A 15,673-nucleotide genomic window follows, 5' to 3' on the forward strand; every position below is an offset into this window, starting at 1 on the left:
CTGTCTGCTAGCCTCGTACTATCTCACCGGTTCGGCCTCCGGCCAACTCACCGGTACAGCAGAGAGGTGGCATAATGACCCGAATTGATCCCGAGTATGTGAGCGGGCAGGCGACGCGTGTGCTGAATGTGTCGGTTGATCTCCGCTCGGCGTGGCAGAACGAGTCTTTTCCCGTTTCCGGAATCTCGTCGGCGGCAGCGGGAAATAGCTCGGCTGGTCCGCAGTTCGTCAGCAAACTCACGGGAATGGCGAATTCCGGCGACAACGCACATGAGAATCTGTCTGACTCATTGGAGTCGGCGTCGGAGGCAATGCAGGCCTGTGCGGCGGACTTGAGTGATACCGATGAGCGGACAGCCGAGAGTTGGAGGATCTGATGAGTGGGTCATGGGATCTAGAGGCGAAGCTGTCGGAGTTGTATGCGGCTCAGGGTGCATGGGAACGCATGGCACGGTTCTCCTCGCGAGCGGCGGATGATTTCGCGCGGCACGCGAATAATGCTCTGGGGGAATGGGAAGGCGATACCGCTGATGCCTTCGCTACCCGGCGCTCGGAGTTGGTCAAGGATCTGGACAAGGCAACGGAGATTGCGGGTCGGTGCGCTGCGGTGATCTCCTATGCAGCATCTGATATTTCCCGAGCACAGGGAGCACTGGATAGTTCGTGGCAGCGAGTGTCGAGTGTTTCGCATACGGGCGGACCGAGTTCTGCGCCTACCTTTCAGCCCGAGGATGCTGACGAGGAGCAACTGGTACAGCAGGAGATGGCTGAGGCGGAACGGATTCGGCAGGAATTGGATGAGAAGCTCAGCGGTTACGGGGCCGATGTGGACGCCTTGAGCAGAAGTTGGGGAGAGATTACCAGGCGCTGGAACAGGATCGCAGGAGGAGCCCCCTTCATCTGGAATATGCCGCAGGAAGGTTCCGACGTCGGCATCCTGCAAAACGGTGACGAGGTAGTCCTTTCAGCGGGCAAGGAGGATAACCGGATTACGGTGATGATCGATCCAAAGACCGGTGACCAGATCGTCAAGGTGGAGGACTTGGTTTACAACGACAAGGGCGAGATCGTTGATGTACGCAATACTCAGTCGTATCGCATCCCAGCGGGGAAGCATCTGACCATCCGCGGTGGTGGCGGTGACGATATTATCGCGTTGCCCTCCGATGCGACTGTTGGGTACACGGTTGTTGGTGGTGATGGGTTGGATCGGATCACCGGCGGTGGTGGAGATGATCGTCTGTTCGGTTCAGCCGGTGACGATGAGATCAAAGCCGGTGCGGGCAATGACTATGCTTCCGGAGGTGCTGGACACGACTATCTGGACGGTCAGACCGGTAATGACCGACTCTTCGGCGGGCGGGGCCGTGACACAGCGTACGGCCTAGGTGGAACTGACAAACTCTCCGGCGGGCAGGATGCGGATTATCTGGAAGGTGGTGAAGGCAAAGACGAGCTGCTCGGCGGGGATGGTGATGACGTTGTCTCTGGCGGCCGGGGTAATGACCACATGCTCGGCGGCAGTGGGAACGATACGCAGTACGGCGGCCTCGGTGCGGACACCGTCATGGGCGGCCAAGGCGATGACACGCTCTACGACGATAAGGGTGGCAAGACGGACTCGGTGGAGAAAGATATCACCGTACAGATCGAGGACCAGACCTCGTGGATCAAGATCGAAGGCTCGCCAGAGTTCATCGCCCGTACCCAGGCAGACCTGGACATGCTCAGCGCATCCCCCGCAGGCGCAGAGCTTCTTGGGCATATCAAAGAGAATCATGAGAACTCGGGTCTCTTCGGAGTATTGGGAAAGAACTCGCTGACAATCAAGGAACTTATTCCTCCGGAGAATAATCCTGGTTTTCGGAATAGTTACGCCTACCCAGGGCATTTGGGCCATCACAGTGTGGAGTACTTGCCTACTATCGATGATTTCGGAGGAGCACCCCCGGTTGTGGTGTTGCAGCATGAGCTAGCACATGTGGATACCTTCGGTAGTGGTATCTATGATTCTCAGGATATCTACGACGGAGACGATGCACGGGACAATATGAAAGACAACCCTGACCCCGACACCAAACCGGTCTATACGGCTGAGCGGCAGGCTGTCGGGCTGCCGATCGACCATGATGACAACCCGAACACTCCGGAGATTGTGGATCCGCGGCAACCGATTGAACGGACCGAGAATGGATTACGGAAGGAAATGGGTTGGCCGGAGAGAGAGTCATACCGATGAGTAAAATGTTGCGGCGTCGTCGTGTGTCGTCGGTCGTGGTAGCCCTGTTGGTGGTTGCTGTGGTGGCTGCTGGGGTCGTCTTCTGGTGGGTGGTGGTACGGGATACGCGTCCGCGGTTTGTGGTGGATGAGGTGGATGATGGGCTGCAGGTGGAGTGGGTGTCGACGACGGTGTCGGATGGTGAATTCACGGGCACGTACCGGCTCACGAATATGACAGGTGAGGATGTGTGGCTTCCGACGGGGTCGGGTGCCGTACCGGATTCTGCGGGTGGGTACGCGCTGGGACGGGTTTTTCTTCCTCTTGATGATGCGAAGCTGTGGGTGACGCCGCCGATGATTTCTGCGTTTCGGTTAGGTGCGGGTGAGAGTCGGGAGTTTACGTTTTCGTATGCGCGTCCTTTTGGTTTGATTTTGAGGTATCTGGAGGAACCGGAAGAAACAGTGAACCCGTCCACAGTACGACTGTGTGTGGGTTACATTTCAGGCTCTGATCTCCACAGTGATCCTGATCCGAGTGAGGATCTGGAACTGGGAGTTATGAGGGCCTTCGAGCTGCAGCATGTCTCGTGTTCTGAGTCGATTGATGTGGAGTAGGCGGTGTGGTTGTGACTGATCGCTGGTCGGCGGTGCCAGAGCTCGGAGCGTGTTCTGGGGCATCGCGTCGCTCGTGGTGTCTTGTGTCGGTCTTTCTCTTGTCTGCAGGATCGGGAGGGTTTCGATGAGCGGAACCCGACGTCGTCGTGTGTTGTTGGTCGTTGTAGTAGTGCTAGTGGTCGGGTTGGTGGCTGCCGGGGTCGCCTTCTGGTGGGTGGTGATACGGGATACGCGTCCGCGCTTTGCGGTCGATGAAGTCGATGATGGTTTGAAGGTGGAGTGGGTGTCGACGGATGTCTCGGACACTTTGTTTGAGACAACGTATCGGCTCACGAATACGACCGGCGAGGATGTGTGGTTGGGTGGCAGTCGGGGGATTGTGTCGGATCGTTCACGCGGGGGCTATGCCTTTGCCGCTGCGTTTGTTCCGCCTGATCCTGACGTGGATTACTATGTTGAGCCTGCTAGTGGAGTATCGGTGTTGGGTGCGGGTGAGAGTCGGTATTTGAATATCTCCGTGGCGCTACCGTTTAGCTTGATGCCGCAGATGGAAGATGATGATTCGGATGTGTATGTTGATCCGTCTTCGCTGCGTATCTGTGTTGGGTATATTCCGGATTCTGAGCTTCCCGAGGGTATGCCAGAGAAGGGGCTGAACTTGGGCTACCCGGATATGCTCGCGATATACGACTGGACTGGCTTCCGCTTACAGCATGTTTCGTGTTCTGAGCCGTTTGATTTGAATTAGGTGGGGAGGAGGGAAGGTGGATATGTGTGTGGTGTGGAGACAAGTGAGGGTTGTCAGAGTGCTAGCTGCTGTGGTGGTCGTGTTGTCGGGTTGTCAGAGTGGCGATTCGCCGGCTAGTTCGAGTGCTTCGTCAGGGTCGTCGGCTGTGACGCCGACGCCGTTTGTCTCGTCGTCTGCGTCGGATGAGTCGGAGCGGTTTGTTGTGGATGAGGTGGACGAAGGCCTCAAAGTGGAGTGGGTGTCGATGGATGCCACGGATACCTCGTTTGACGCCACCTATCGGGTCACGAATATGACAGGCGAGGATGTGTGGCTCGCGGGTGGTTCGTATGTGGTGCCTGACGAGGTTACTGATGGCTATGCGTTGGTGGATGCATACATGCCATTGGATCCGGATGTTCTTTACGAGTACGAACCAGCCAGTCCGGTGCATTTGTTGGCGTCGGGTGAGAGTGAGGAAGGGGAGATGGCGTTCGCGCGCCCGTTTGAGGTGTCTGTGCAGATGATGAATGCCCCTGCAATGATTGTTGATTTGGATTCGACGCGGATGTGTGTGGGGTATGTTCTGGCATCGGACCTTCCAGAGGGCGTGCCGGAAAAGGGACTGCTTAACGGTTCTCCAGATGTCTACGCACTGTCGGACCAGACCGGTTTCGAGCTGCAGCATGTTTCCTGCTCAGAGTCAGTTGCTCTCGACTGATTCCGCGGCAGGTCGGGATGAAAGGCGCTAAGCGCCCGCTGTGGGGCCGTTACGCCGGAACACTGCGGAAGCGGAGTGTCGCCCCTAGGAATCCGCCGGCCAGCCCTAGGAATCCGCCAACCCCTAGGGATCCGTCAGGCGTAGCCCCGAGGAATTCGCCAAGTGCCGACTGCCCCTAGGAATTCACCGGGCGTCGGCTCGCCACTCGGGCCAGTACGAGGCTTGCGACGATTACCATGCCTCCGAACCAGGCAGTAAAGACGAGCAGGTGGCCGACGTCGAGGACACCGTTGCGAGCGTCCGTCACCATTTGCGTCACGGCAGTCACCGGTGAGGCGCTGACAACGGGCCGTAACGCGGGCGCGTACATTTCACGCGGCATCACCGCTGTATTGAAGAACATTGCCGCCATGATCAGAGGCGAGAAACTCAATGCTCCCTGTGGAGACTCCACGGTGTAACCCAGCATGCTGCCGATGCTGCCAGCCGCATACGCAACCAGCGCAAGTATGAGAACCGTCCAGGCGAAACCGGCGACGCCGCCGAAGTCCGCGCCGTATGCGAATCCGACGCCCAGCGCAGCCGCAGACGTGATAAGGGCGCGCAGGCTTTCCGCCACCACGCGCCCGGCTAAACTAGCCGACTGGCGCCCTGGCATGGTTGCCAGTCGATCGGGCAGTCCCTCCTGGCGCTCCTGCACCGTGCTGCCCGCACCCATGATCGCACCGGTAAATGCCATGGACACGGCGACCATCACCGCAACATGCGCGGGGTTCATCCCGCTCCCAGAGAACTCTTTGACCATGCCTCCGAACATGATGTTGATAGCGGCGACCATGACGATGGGCATGCCTACGGTGGAGGTGATCATGGTCGATGAGCGAGACCATCTTCGCAGGAGCCGTCCCGCGTGAACTCGCACAGACGTGAACCAGCTGACCGATGATCGAGTGGCGGATGCAGAGGCCGGTGAAACCGCTGGTGTCAACGCCCCCTGTGAGGAATTCGGGCTCGTACTCATTGCTGCCCCCTACTCATCGCTGCCTCCTAAAGGCATGGGCCACCCAGAGCGAGCCGAGTACCAAACCCGCAACCAGCCACGCAAGGGCCTCCCATCCCGTTGAGCCTGCGCCTGTTCCTGCCAGGAGCGCCCGAGTGGTGTCGATAAGCGGGGAAAAGGGCAGATGCTCAACAACGGGTCGCAGCCAGCTTGGTAGCAGGGCCACAGGAATGAAAGCCGTGGAGAAAACGAGTAGCGGCATCTCGACTGCCTGGAGCAATCCGGCAGTCTGCACCGGGTGGGATGAGCGCAGAGCGATGCCGCAGAAGGCCAGGGCCATTACTTCCCCCATAACCAGCACGATACCGAAGCCTAGGATCAAGCCCGAGACGCCGTCCGGTTGTGCCCCGCAGACCAAGCCCAACGCCACCACGGTGGCTAATGAGCACAACGACCGGATGAGATCGGTGATCAGGCGTCCACCTACCGCAACTATTGCGTTGATGGGCATGGCACGCATACGGGAGAGCAGTCCGTTCTCCATGTCAACAGCCAGTGCCAGTGTGGAGCCGCCTGCGGTGAACATTACCGCTTGGATCATGCATGCGGCCATGAGGAACAATGCGTAGTCGAAGCCGGACGTAGCCGCTGCATGGCCGAAAACCGACCAAAAGGACAGCATGAATAGCCCGGGAATAACAAAGGCCGACACCAGGGAGGCGGTATTGCGCCGCAGGCGCAGGTTGTTGCGCCAGACCGCCCCCGCCAGGGCGCGCGTCAGCTGGTGCTCGCTCCTTGTATATGCCTGGTCGGAGGCCGTGCCGCGTGTAGCGGGCGCCTCGGTACGGTTGGCATCGCCAGCATCCCCGGTTCCGGGTGCCTTCGGAGGGTGCACTGACCGCGCACCGTACGTGGGTCCGGTGCTTTCAACTGGGTGGGTGGACATTATGATGCCCCCGCCGCCGTGAAGGCCGTGCCAAGGAAGACGTCGTCAAGCGTCGGCGGTGTGAGTGCCGCAGAAACCGTGACGATATCTGCATTTTGAATGGCAGTGAGCGCGCGCGAAAGATCCTGCACTCCACCATGGGCGGTGAACGAGACTGTTAAACCGTCCAGGGATGGCGTGATACTCGTAGGCCCGAACTCCGAGATGAGAATGGTCTGCGCTACCCGGCGCGAATCTGCCGTGTCGCGGAATGTCAACTGGCACAAGGGTGCTCCGAATTCTTCTCGGATAGCAGCGGGAGGCCCGTGCAAGACCACCTGTCCATCGCGGATGAGGACCACATCGTCGGAAAGCCTCTCGGCTTCATCAAGATATTGAGTGGTCAGTAATACTGCGACACCGCGGTCACGCAGCTGCTCTACCGTCTCCCACAGTTCGCGGCGGGATAACGGGTCAAGTCCGGTTGTGGGTTCGTCAAGGAAGAGTAGCCGCGGTTCGACAACGAGCGAGGCCGCGATATCCAGACGACGTCGCATGCCGCCCGAGTACGTGGCGACGCGCTGGGTTGCCGCATCGGCGAGTCGGAATTGTTCGAGGAGTTCATCGGCGCGCGCCTTCGCCTCACGGGGTGGCAGGCCGTGGAGGCGCGAGAAGAACACAAGGTTCTCCCGGCCGGTGAGTTCGCCGTCAACGGCAGCGAATTGGCCAGTCAGAGAGATGAAACGGCGCACCTCGTCGGCTTGTTTGACGACGTCGGCTCCGCAGACGGATATCGTGCCGGAAGACGGCAGCATCAGTGTCGAAGCGATGTTGACCAGGGTCGTTTTACCGGCGCCATTGGCACCGAGCAGGCAAACGACTTGGTGGTTGAGTACGTCGAAGGAGAGCCCCTTGAGCACATCCTTCTTACGTCCGTTTTTACCGAAGCTCTTGTGAATCTGCCGGACGGCGAGAATAGGCTCGTTACCTACAGTGTTGCTGCTCATGCGATGCGTCCTCTATTTCTGAGTGTTCGATGCTCAGGGCACCCGATCCGAGTCGCTGCTCATAAGGACATCCTAACTTGGACGGTTGTGGTAGGCAATGGTGGGATCTGTATCGGTTGGAGTCCGTGCCATGGCCACAGTAGGCGAGCGGCCATTCATTCACAGCACGTCAAGACAAGGTAAGGCTGCCCTAAATTGCGGCGAGCGCCTAGGCTTGCGAGTAGCGTGACGAATTGGCGGTTGGCTGGCCCGTCAACACATCTATATCGAATTCGCGCTGCTGCAGACGTACACGGAAGGTGAAGGAGCGATGACGCGAAACGAAGAACAGATGACGCGGACTCACCCAGCGAGCAATGCCTGTACGGGACCGGCCAACGTGTGGCAGTTAACGGCCAGCGCGCATCGCTCGATGCTGCTGGGCGGCCTGACGGCTTTTGTCGGCTCTGCAATCAAGCTAGTGCCCTACATTGCACTGGTAGAAATCGGGCGTGGTCTGCTGGCAGGCGCCGACTCCTCGCGACTGTGGCGCTGGGTTATCGTCGCCGTCGTCGCCATGGTGATTCACGGTGTTGCGTATATGGGAGCGCTGGGAGGCAACCATCGCACGGAGGCCCGGCTGCGATACGAACTGCGGCGCAAACTCGTCGCTAAACTCAAACACGTCGCCCTCGGATGGTTCAATGACCGCTCCTCCGGGGTGGTTCGTAAATCAATCACCACTGACACGAGCGCAATCCACTCCCTCGTTGCTCACCTCGCCGGAGACCTGGCCAATACGCTTGGAACAATCGTCGTGGGTTTCGCCTACCTGCTCTACCTTGACGCTCGGTTCGCCGGGATCATGATTGCCGCATCCGTTGTGCTCATCATCGTGTGCATGATTCCAACCACACGAGCGTGGGGAAACGATTTCAACGCCTACGCCAACGCGCAACGTGACCTTGCCGCGGTCACGGTGGAGATGGTCGACGGCATCAAGGAAGTGAAGAACTTCGGTATGGCGGCCAGCGTCTACGGGCGCTTTGACGAAGCCCGTCGACGCCACGGCGACGCTGCCATGCAATGGATGCGTAATTCCGGTATCGGTATGGCCGTGATTCAAGCGGTTATGCAACCGGCTGCCACCCTCGCCCTCACCGCGGGTATCGGATACTGGATGGTTGCGCTGGGATGGACGACGCCGGTCACGGTGTTGGCGTTCATGCTCGTGTGGGTGGGAATCCCCGAAGGGCTGACCACTCTGGTGCAGCTCGGGCAACAACTCTATGCGGCACGGGAGGCCGCCCGCTCCACCGTGGACATACTGCAAGCAGAGGAACTACCAGAACCGGATGAATCGGCCGTCGTCGTCGGGAATCCATCCCGGGTGGAACTCCGGGATGTTGAATTCTCCTATGACGAAGGACGCAGGTTATCAAGGGCATCAGTCTGACCTGCGAACCCGGAACCGTAACGGCGCTCGTTGGTCCTTCTGGTGGTGGAAAGTCAACACTCGCCAAGCTCATCGCCCGCTTCTGGGATGTGGATGCCGGGGCGATAACGGTAGGTGGCGTGGACGTGCGAGATCAAACGAGCCGGCAGCTCATGAGTTCCATGGCGCTGGTTTTCCAAGAGGTGATGACTGTCGCCGACACAGTCGCCGGGAACATTGCGCTCGGAAAGCCGGGAGCCAGCCGAGAAGAGATCATCGCCGCCGCGCAGGCCGACGCCCACTCGGAGTTGGAAATCCAGCGGGCCATTACCGGGCTGGCACAAGGCCGCACGGTCATCATGATCGCCCATCGCCTTTCCACGATCACTTCGGCGGACCAGATCGCCGTGATCGACTCTGGACGAGCGGTGGAAGTTGGAACGCACGAGGAACTTGTCGCCCGCGGTGGGCTCTACGCCGATCTGTGGCGCGCCCAGACGGCAAGCATGAACGCTACCGCTTCCGCGCAGTCGACGGCGGCCGCAGCGAGCAGCGAAGGAGAAGCAGGGCATGTTTAGGCGTTTTAACAAGCATTTCGACCACCCGGAGACCATCTATTTGCTTATCGTCGGCTATGTTGCCGCCGCTATCCTGCAGGGCCTGGCCTTCGGAGCACTTATCGGGTTCTTACGTGCTTTTCTCGGGCCTGACCCGTCGACGGCGAAGAGCGCCCTGTGGGTTCTTCTCGCGCTTGGCGTGGCCGCATTCCTCATTCAATCCATCACCACCGCGTATGCGAACAAGGTGAGCTCCTACGATATTTGCAACAATATGACGGCCCAAGTGGGCAAACGAGTCTCCAATCTGCCCTTGGGATGGTTCGATGCGAATTCGGTGGTCCGGGTCACCGCAACAATTTCCACCGAAGTTGATACCCTCTCCCATTTGGCCTCCGTCGTGTTGCCCCAGCTCATATCGGCCACTGTCACCCCGGCGACGGTTATGGTGGTCACCTTTGTGTATGACTGGCATCTGGCGCTGATCATGCTTGTCGTCTTCCCGGTGGTGGCGGTGTTGTGGCGTTGGGCCTCCCGGCTCCTGATACGCGAACACCGGATCGCACCGCGTGTAGCCGCCCAGACTGCGGCACGTACCGCAGAGTACGCCCACCTGCAACCCGTTCTGCGAGCGCAGGGAGCGGCGGGCACCAACTGGCAGCCGCTCAGTGACGCGTTGCGAGCCGAGAACGATACCGTCACCGGGCTTATGCGTGCGCAGGCGGCACCCGCTGTATGCTTCGGGATCCTGGCACAGATGTTCTTCGCCGCAATATTGGCGGCGGGTCTGGGGCTCGTAGTGGGTGGAGATATCGACACTCCCACATATGTAGCTATCGCGGTGATGGCGGCGCGGTTCACGACGCCGATCAGCCAGTCTGTGCTGTATGCCTCTGCGTTGCAGGAGTGAATGGTCGCACTGGATGCCATCGGTGCGATTGTTGACAGCCCGATTCTGCCGGAACCCGCCGTACCACAGGCCTCACAGGGAACGCGGATCGTGCTTAACGACGTCGACTTCGGGTACACGCCGAACCAGAAGCTCTTCTCGTCACTGAGCCTGACGGCTCCCGCGCAGCAGATTACGGCGCTCGTGGGCCCATCTGGGTGTGGAAAGTCAACGATTACCAAGCTCATTGCCCGGTTCTGGGATGTGCATGGTGGCTCAATCACCGTCGGTGGCGCCGATGTGCGAAGCATCGGCTCTTCCGACCTGATGGTGATGACATCTATGGTGTTCCAGGATGTGTACCTTTTCGACACCACCATCGCGGAGAATATCCGCTTATCCCGCCCGGAGGCCAGCGACGAAGAGGTGCGTGATGCTATCTCCAAGGCTGGATTGGATGCGGTTGTCGCCGGCTTGCCAGATGGTATTGACACCCAGGTCGGCGAGGGTGGTCTTAAACTCTCCGGGGGTGAGCGGCAGCGCGTGTCAATCGCGCGAGCCTTCCTGAAAGATGCTCCGATCCTGCTCTTGGACGAGATCACTTCCGCGTTGGATACGGAGAACGAGGCGGCGATTACCGAGGCTCTTGCCGAGTTGTCCCGTGGGCGCACGGTTATCGTGGTGGCGCACAGGCTCTCGACAATCATGAATGCCGACCACGTCTATATTCTGTCGGGATACGAGAATGGCGAGCCGACACGTGTGGTTGAGCATGGTTCACCGCGCGAACTTGCCCGGGCCGGAGGCGTGTTCGCCTCGCTGATTGACGATTTCGCTCAGACCGCTCGCTGGCGTATCCGCTAGGTGTGCCGAGGGGAGAGGCCGTTGGCTGGATGAATTGGCGGTCCGGGGCGGCCGTGTTTGTCAGCTTGTGATATTCGTGCGGCCGTCACCCCTCAAACTGCGAAATTCATGAGGAGAACAAAGCAGAGGGTCCCGGCAGCAACCGAGAGGATGGTCCGGCGTCCGCATATCAGGTGCACGGCGGCGGTTACCGCGGCAGCAATTCCCGTGTACAGGAGGGGTGCGCCGGACGCTGCCGTGCGGAAGGTCGCTGCTGCGAGTATGCCGAGAATCCCAACCGGCATCCACACGGCCATCCGCGAGACGAAGCGGGATTCGCGCAGCGGTTTGAGTATGGCGAAGGGGATCGCGCGCAGCGCCACGGTAATTGCGGCGGCAACGCCGACGACGGCGAGAATCGCTCCGGTACTAGGCATAGGGCCATGCCCCTTTATTGCGAGTGAACAGGTAACGGATCCCGAGTGACGCCGCGAATAACAGCATGGAGGTGAAAATGACTGCACCCGGAGTCGCGACTATTGCAATGGCGAAGCTGAGGGCCGCCAGTAGCAAAGAGGGAACGGTCGCCAACGAGCGGGCGGCGTCGAGCGTCAGGGTGATGAAGAGTGCGCATAGGGCGAAATCAAGGCCTTTGATCTGCCCGGGCAGCAGGGAGCCGAGGAGGACGCCGACCATGCCGCCACCGACCCAGTACATCTGCAGAGATACTTGCAGCGCAATAAGGCGTGCCGGTGTCCACCCGTGTGGATGCGCAGTGGTGATGGCGTAGGCCTCGTCCGTCATCGCGTAAACCGAATACACGCGCGCAAAGCGGCCACGTAACACGCGCAGCGGGAAGGAGAAAGAGTAGAAGACGTGGCGGAAGTTGACGAAGAAAGTAGTCAGTGCCACCGTTGCCAGCGGCGCGCCGCCTGTCATAAGGCTGATTAACAGGAGCTCCAAGGATCCCGCATAGACCGCGCACGAGGTCAGCGGAGCAACCCACCACGGCAGCCCGGCCTGCAACACGAGCAGGCCGAAGGCGACACCGAGGGGAAACATGCCCAGCCCAACGGCCAGCGACATGCGGATTCCGGTGGTGACCTCGTGTTTCACCGGATCAGTCTCCCACTGTGCCCATAGCACCGGCCACTTCGCCCGATTGCTGGTAGGTAGAGCCGCTACCATCTAGCCAAAGAGCGGTCCGGTGGGTGTGCGAATTCGCCACAGCTGCCGTTCGATTCAAGGGATGAGCGAGCGTTGCCCGGTCACACATTGTCGGCATGTATTGCCCGTTCTTCCCTCCCGCGCCCCGTGATGTACGGCGCCAGCGCACACTGCATGCTGCTAGTCGATATTCCTTTGCATCAAGGGCACAACAAGCGGCGTACCTGACTCCGGATCCGGGATGACGCGGCACGAAACACCAAAGACTCTGTGCACCAGATCTGCGGTAATCACGTCTTCCGGGCTGCCATGGGCAAGAATCTTTCCGTCGTGCATGGCGATAATCTCGTCGCAGTACCGACCGGCCTGGTTCAGATCGTGTAAGACCGCAACAATCGTGGTGCCGTACTCGTCCACGAGCTCTCGGCACAAATCGAGTACATCGAGTTGGTGGGCGAGATCGAGGAATGTGGTGGGCTCGTCCAGCAGCAGGATATCCGTCTGTTGTGCAAGTACCATGGCAATCCATACGCGTTGCCGTTGGCCGCCTGAGAGTGCGGTCACGGGCTCTTTGGCGAGCTCGGAGGTATGGGTGCGTTGCAGAGCACGGGCGACGGCGGCTTCGTCGTCGCCGGTCCACTGATGAAGAAGGTTCTGATGCGGGTAACGTCCTCGCGCGACCAGATCGGCAACAGTGATCCCGTCCGGTGCCGTTGCGGACTGTGGCAGCAGGCCGATGATACGCGCGAATTCCTTGGAACCGTAGGCGCTCACCGCTCGTCCATTGAGAAACACGTCGCCGCTGTGGGCTGCCAGAACGCGACCGCAGGCTTTCAAGAGCGTGGATTTCCCACAGGCATTCGGCCCGATGATGGCCGTCATTTTACGTGGTGCTACCTGTAACGACACCCCGTGTAGGATCTCGGGCGCTGATCGTGAATAGGCCAGGTGTAGGGAGTCGACGTGTAGGTGGGCGCCCGCCGTTTCAGCAGCGTGCGCCCACCTGTGTGGTTCATGTGTCACGAATACCTCGTGCCGTGCTACCGGGAGCGCTATTTGCCGAGCCGTTCGCTCAGTGTGGACAGCACGAGGTTGGCCGCCGTCGGTCCGGCGTTCAGATAGAAGGGGTCGTTGTCGACGGCGACGGCATGGTTCGTGGTGACAGCCTCAAGAGTGTTCCACAGCGGCAGGGACTCCAGTTCGCTGTTGTCGCCGCCATTCACGCCGTAGAACAGCCAGGTTCCGTCGGCTTGTGCGAGTTCCTCGGAGCTGATATCTAAAGAGGTCTCGTCGGTGAAACTCTGCGATTCAGGTCGGGAAATCCCGGCGTCCTCGGCAATAGACCCGCTGAAGGAGGATACGCCGTAGACGCGAATACGATCACCATTCTTGGTTAGGAAGGATACCGTCTCATCCGGGTCAACCTCGGTAGCGAGCTGATCGGCTTTCTCATGGTAGTCGTCAAGAATGCCTTGCGCTTGCTCGATGCGTCCGAGTGCGTCGGCCAGGAGCAGGAAGTCGGACTTCCAGTTCACTCCGGTTCCCTCGGTAACGACGGTTGGTGCAATGGCCGTGAGGGATTCGTATAGGCCGTCAGAATCCTTCTTCCCCGCGTTGTTGATGAGAATGAGGTCGGGGTTCAAGCTGGCGATATCCTCGATGGACGGTTCGGTGCGGCTTCCAACGTATGTGATGTCATCGAACTGCTCGGCCAAATCTGGGAATGCATCGCGCAAGTATTGCGGAACAGTTTCCGTATTGCTTGGCGCGGTGGTTCCCGCCGGCACGACGCCGAGGGTGAGCAGGCCGTCAATTTGACCGGTGGAAATGACGACGACGCGCTGCGGCTCCGCCTCAATGGTTGTCTCGCCCTGGAAATGCTTGACGGTACGCGGGAAGACGCCGTCGGCTTCGCCAGAGCCCATGCCGTCGGCCATGGTGCGTGGAGCAATATAGTCCGTACCAGAGGTAGCAGCGCTGTTTGACGTCTCCGCGGAGGCCGTAGCAGTTGCCGCGCCGCTGGTGGTCACATTGTCGGAAGTTGAGTTTGAACAGGCCGTCAGACCTGTTAGAGCGATGGTGAGGGCTCCGGCAGTAAGCGCAGCCCGAAGAGAGATTGTTGACATGAGGTTAGCCTACCCACACGTAACTTCTTCTTAGTAGAGTGTGGACGTGGAATATGGCCAAGGTCACCGAGGAGGGGTTACTACTCAGGTGCGATTTAGGGGCCCAGCGGGAGCAGTGTGCCCACGAAAGGAAGGGGTGCGGATGCGAAAGAAAAAGGTCCAGCGCCTGCGCGTGTGATTGGTGTCGTCATTGTCTGCCTTGTTGTTCTTATCGGGCTATTCATTCTTAGCATTGCCATCGGGGCTAACAACATGTCGCTTGCGGACGTGTGGCGCGGGATAAGCGCGAGCTCCTCCCAGCGGGATACCCTGCCGGAGGCCATCATCGTCTGGCAGTTGCGCATGCCGCGCACGTTTCTGGCTGTTCTCGCCGGGGCGGCACTCGCGGTGGCCGGTGTGGTCATGCAGGCGCTTACCCGAAACCCACTAGCGGAGCCGGGCCTGCTCGGAGTGAACTCCGGTGCCGCCTTTGCCGTCGTGTGCGCGACGCTGTTTCTGGACATTACGGAACCGAACCGGTACGTATGGTTCGCCTTTTTCGGGGCAGCGGTGGTGGCCTGTCTCGTCTACGTGGTATCGGTACGAAGAATAACGCGCAATGATCGTGCGCATTTGGTGCTGGTGGGGGCTGCTATTAGTGCCGCGCTGTCCTCCTGCACCGGGGTCCTGACCATGTCGCACACCGACGTATTCAATTCTTACCGCTTCTGGGTTATAGGCTCGGTTGCGAATCGTGGCTATGAGGTTTCCATGCCACTGCTTCCGTTGTTCGTGGTGGGGTTTATGTTGGCCTTCGCGGCGGGGCCGACGCTGAACGCCATGGCGCTCGGCGACGAGCAGGCACAGGCGCTCGGTGTACGCCTTGCTGCGGCGCGGTCCGTTTCTCTCTTGGCCATTACCTTGCTATGCGGTGCGACGACGGCGGCTTGTGGCCCCATCAGTTTCGTCGGGCTGGCCATTCCGCATATGCTGCGCCTCTTAGTCGGCGTCGATCAGCGGCGCTTGTTGGTGTTTTCGCTGTTGACCGGGCCGAGTTTCATGTTGGGGGCGGATATTATCGGCAGGGTTGCGGCGGCCGGTGAACTAGAAGTCGGAATCGTGACGGCATTCGTGGGAGCGCCGGTGCTCCTCGCAATTCTGCTGCGGAAGGTGCGGTGATCGCGTGAAAGGCAAAAGGAGCGTGAGGGAAGTCCGAGGGGCCGCAAGTGCGGCTCAAGTAGGTATGGAGGAAGTAGATCCGTGTGCAGGAAAGACGGGCTGTGCGGGGCAGCCCCAAGGGTGCGTGAGCTCTCTCGTCGCGAACATGGGGCGTTTTTTACCGGCAGGATACCGGCGGCTCTCTCTGCCGGGCGGTGGGAGCTTGCTTCTGCATAGACGCAGTGTCACAGTAACCGGAATGCTCCTGCTGGCAGCTGTTGCCATCGGTTGCGTGACTCTGACAACGGGCTCCTACGATATTCCG

Annotated in this window: 18 protein-coding genes; 10 read left to right on the forward strand and 8 right to left on the reverse strand. The window is 59.8% G+C overall.

Going from position 1 to position 15,673, the window contains the following annotated elements; all coding sequences use genetic code 11:
* Window positions 1–74 precede the first annotated feature (74 nt).
* The 5 genes from DDD63_RS02120 (at window position 75) to DDD63_RS02140 (ending at window position 4,283) form a co-directional block, all read left to right on the forward strand.
* Window positions 75–377: a hypothetical protein gene (locus tag DDD63_RS02120; protein WP_108714982.1), complete on the forward strand. Its 303-nt coding sequence runs from the start codon at window positions 75–77 to the stop codon at window positions 375–377.
* Window positions 377–2,239 (forward strand): M91 family zinc metallopeptidase, encoded by a 1,863-nt coding sequence (locus DDD63_RS02125; protein WP_108714983.1) that lies wholly within the window; start codon window positions 377–379, stop codon window positions 2,237–2,239. The genes DDD63_RS02120 and DDD63_RS02125 overlap by 1 nt, the downstream gene beginning before the upstream one ends.
* Window positions 2,236–2,835 (forward strand): hypothetical protein, encoded by a 600-nt coding sequence (locus DDD63_RS02130; RefSeq protein WP_108714984.1) that lies wholly within the window; start codon window positions 2,236–2,238, stop codon window positions 2,833–2,835. Before DDD63_RS02125 ends, DDD63_RS02130 begins: the two co-directional genes overlap by 4 nt.
* A 124-nt stretch (window positions 2,836–2,959) precedes the next feature.
* A complete protein-coding gene (locus DDD63_RS02135; protein ID WP_125482405.1) occupies window positions 2,960–3,583 on the forward strand; it encodes a hypothetical protein in 624 nt (207 codons plus the stop codon).
* Window positions 3,584–3,626: 43 nt separating this feature from the next.
* Window positions 3,627–4,283, forward strand: a complete 657-nt coding sequence (locus tag DDD63_RS02140) for a hypothetical protein (RefSeq protein WP_125482406.1) — start codon at window positions 3,627–3,629, stop codon at window positions 4,281–4,283.
* A gap of 175 nt (window positions 4,284–4,458) precedes the next feature.
* Here the strand turns inward: DDD63_RS02140 and DDD63_RS02145 are convergent, their stop codons facing one another.
* The 4 genes from DDD63_RS02145 to DDD63_RS12175 all read right to left on the reverse strand — a co-directional run bounded on the left by DDD63_RS02145 (window position 4,459) and on the right by DDD63_RS12175 (window position 7,561).
* Window positions 4,459–5,133: an ABC transporter permease gene (locus DDD63_RS02145; RefSeq protein WP_240611335.1), complete on the reverse strand. Its 675-nt coding sequence runs from the start codon at window positions 5,131–5,133 to the stop codon at window positions 4,459–4,461.
* 184 nt (window positions 5,134–5,317) lie between these two features.
* Window positions 5,318–6,178, reverse strand: a complete 861-nt coding sequence (locus tag DDD63_RS02150; protein ID WP_240611336.1) for an ABC transporter permease — start codon at window positions 6,176–6,178, stop codon at window positions 5,318–5,320.
* Between the two features lie 50 nt (window positions 6,179–6,228).
* Window positions 6,229–7,215, reverse strand: a complete 987-nt coding sequence (locus DDD63_RS02155; RefSeq protein WP_108714989.1) for an ATP-binding cassette domain-containing protein — start codon at window positions 7,213–7,215, stop codon at window positions 6,229–6,231.
* 208 nt (window positions 7,216–7,423) lie between these two features.
* Entirely contained in the window at window positions 7,424–7,561 is a 138-nt protein-coding gene (locus DDD63_RS12175) for a hypothetical protein (RefSeq protein ID WP_164505420.1), read from the reverse strand.
* A gap of 33 nt (window positions 7,562–7,594) precedes the next feature.
* On the opposite strand from DDD63_RS12175, the gene DDD63_RS12340 reads away from it, so the two are divergent.
* The 4 genes from DDD63_RS12340 to DDD63_RS12355 are packed head-to-tail and all read left to right on the forward strand — an operon-like array spanning window position 7,595 to window position 10,939.
* Window positions 7,595–8,650 carry an ABC transporter ATP-binding protein gene (locus DDD63_RS12340; RefSeq protein ID WP_205647295.1) on the forward strand — a complete coding sequence of 352 codons (1,056 nt, stop codon included), beginning with the start codon at window positions 7,595–7,597 and terminating at the stop codon, window positions 8,648–8,650.
* Window positions 8,647–9,207 (forward strand): ATP-binding cassette domain-containing protein, encoded by a 561-nt coding sequence (locus DDD63_RS12345; protein ID WP_240611455.1) that lies wholly within the window; start codon window positions 8,647–8,649, stop codon window positions 9,205–9,207. The genes DDD63_RS12340 and DDD63_RS12345 overlap by 4 nt, the downstream gene beginning before the upstream one ends.
* Window positions 9,200–10,096 (forward strand): ABC transporter transmembrane domain-containing protein, encoded by an 897-nt coding sequence (locus tag DDD63_RS12350; RefSeq protein ID WP_205647296.1) that lies wholly within the window; start codon window positions 9,200–9,202, stop codon window positions 10,094–10,096. Before DDD63_RS12345 ends, DDD63_RS12350 begins: the two co-directional genes overlap by 8 nt.
* A complete protein-coding gene (locus DDD63_RS12355; protein WP_205647297.1) occupies window positions 10,097–10,939 on the forward strand; it encodes an ATP-binding cassette domain-containing protein in 843 nt (280 codons plus the stop codon).
* A 92-nt stretch (window positions 10,940–11,031) separates the two neighbouring features.
* Here the strand turns inward: DDD63_RS12355 and DDD63_RS02170 are convergent, their stop codons facing one another.
* The 4 genes from DDD63_RS02170 to DDD63_RS02185 form a co-directional block, all read right to left on the reverse strand.
* Window positions 11,032–11,355, reverse strand: a complete 324-nt coding sequence (locus DDD63_RS02170) for an AzlD domain-containing protein (RefSeq protein WP_108714990.1) — start codon at window positions 11,353–11,355, stop codon at window positions 11,032–11,034.
* Window positions 11,348–12,034 (reverse strand): AzlC family ABC transporter permease, encoded by a 687-nt coding sequence (locus DDD63_RS02175; protein WP_240611337.1) that lies wholly within the window; start codon window positions 12,032–12,034, stop codon window positions 11,348–11,350. Before DDD63_RS02175 ends, DDD63_RS02170 begins: the two co-directional genes overlap by 8 nt.
* A gap of 231 nt (window positions 12,035–12,265) precedes the next feature.
* The gene (locus DDD63_RS02180) at window positions 12,266–12,994 is read right to left on the reverse strand and encodes an ABC transporter ATP-binding protein (RefSeq protein WP_346426227.1); all 729 of its coding nucleotides are present in this window, start codon (window positions 12,992–12,994) and stop codon (window positions 12,266–12,268) included.
* Window positions 12,995–13,137: 143 nt separating this feature from the next.
* Window positions 13,138–14,211 (reverse strand): iron-siderophore ABC transporter substrate-binding protein, encoded by a 1,074-nt coding sequence (locus DDD63_RS02185; protein WP_108714993.1) that lies wholly within the window; start codon window positions 14,209–14,211, stop codon window positions 13,138–13,140.
* Window positions 14,212–14,385: 174 nt separating this feature from the next.
* Here DDD63_RS02185 and DDD63_RS02190 point away from each other — a divergent pair, with 174 nt between their 5' ends.
* Window positions 14,386–15,369, forward strand: coding sequence for an iron chelate uptake ABC transporter family permease subunit (locus DDD63_RS02190; protein WP_240611338.1), 984 nt, complete (start codon window positions 14,386–14,388; stop codon window positions 15,367–15,369).
* Window positions 15,370–15,673: the final 304 nt, after the last annotated feature.

This window comes from Actinobaculum sp. 313, from assembly GCF_003073475.1.
Classification (GTDB): domain Bacteria; phylum Actinomycetota; class Actinomycetes; order Actinomycetales; family Actinomycetaceae; genus Asp313.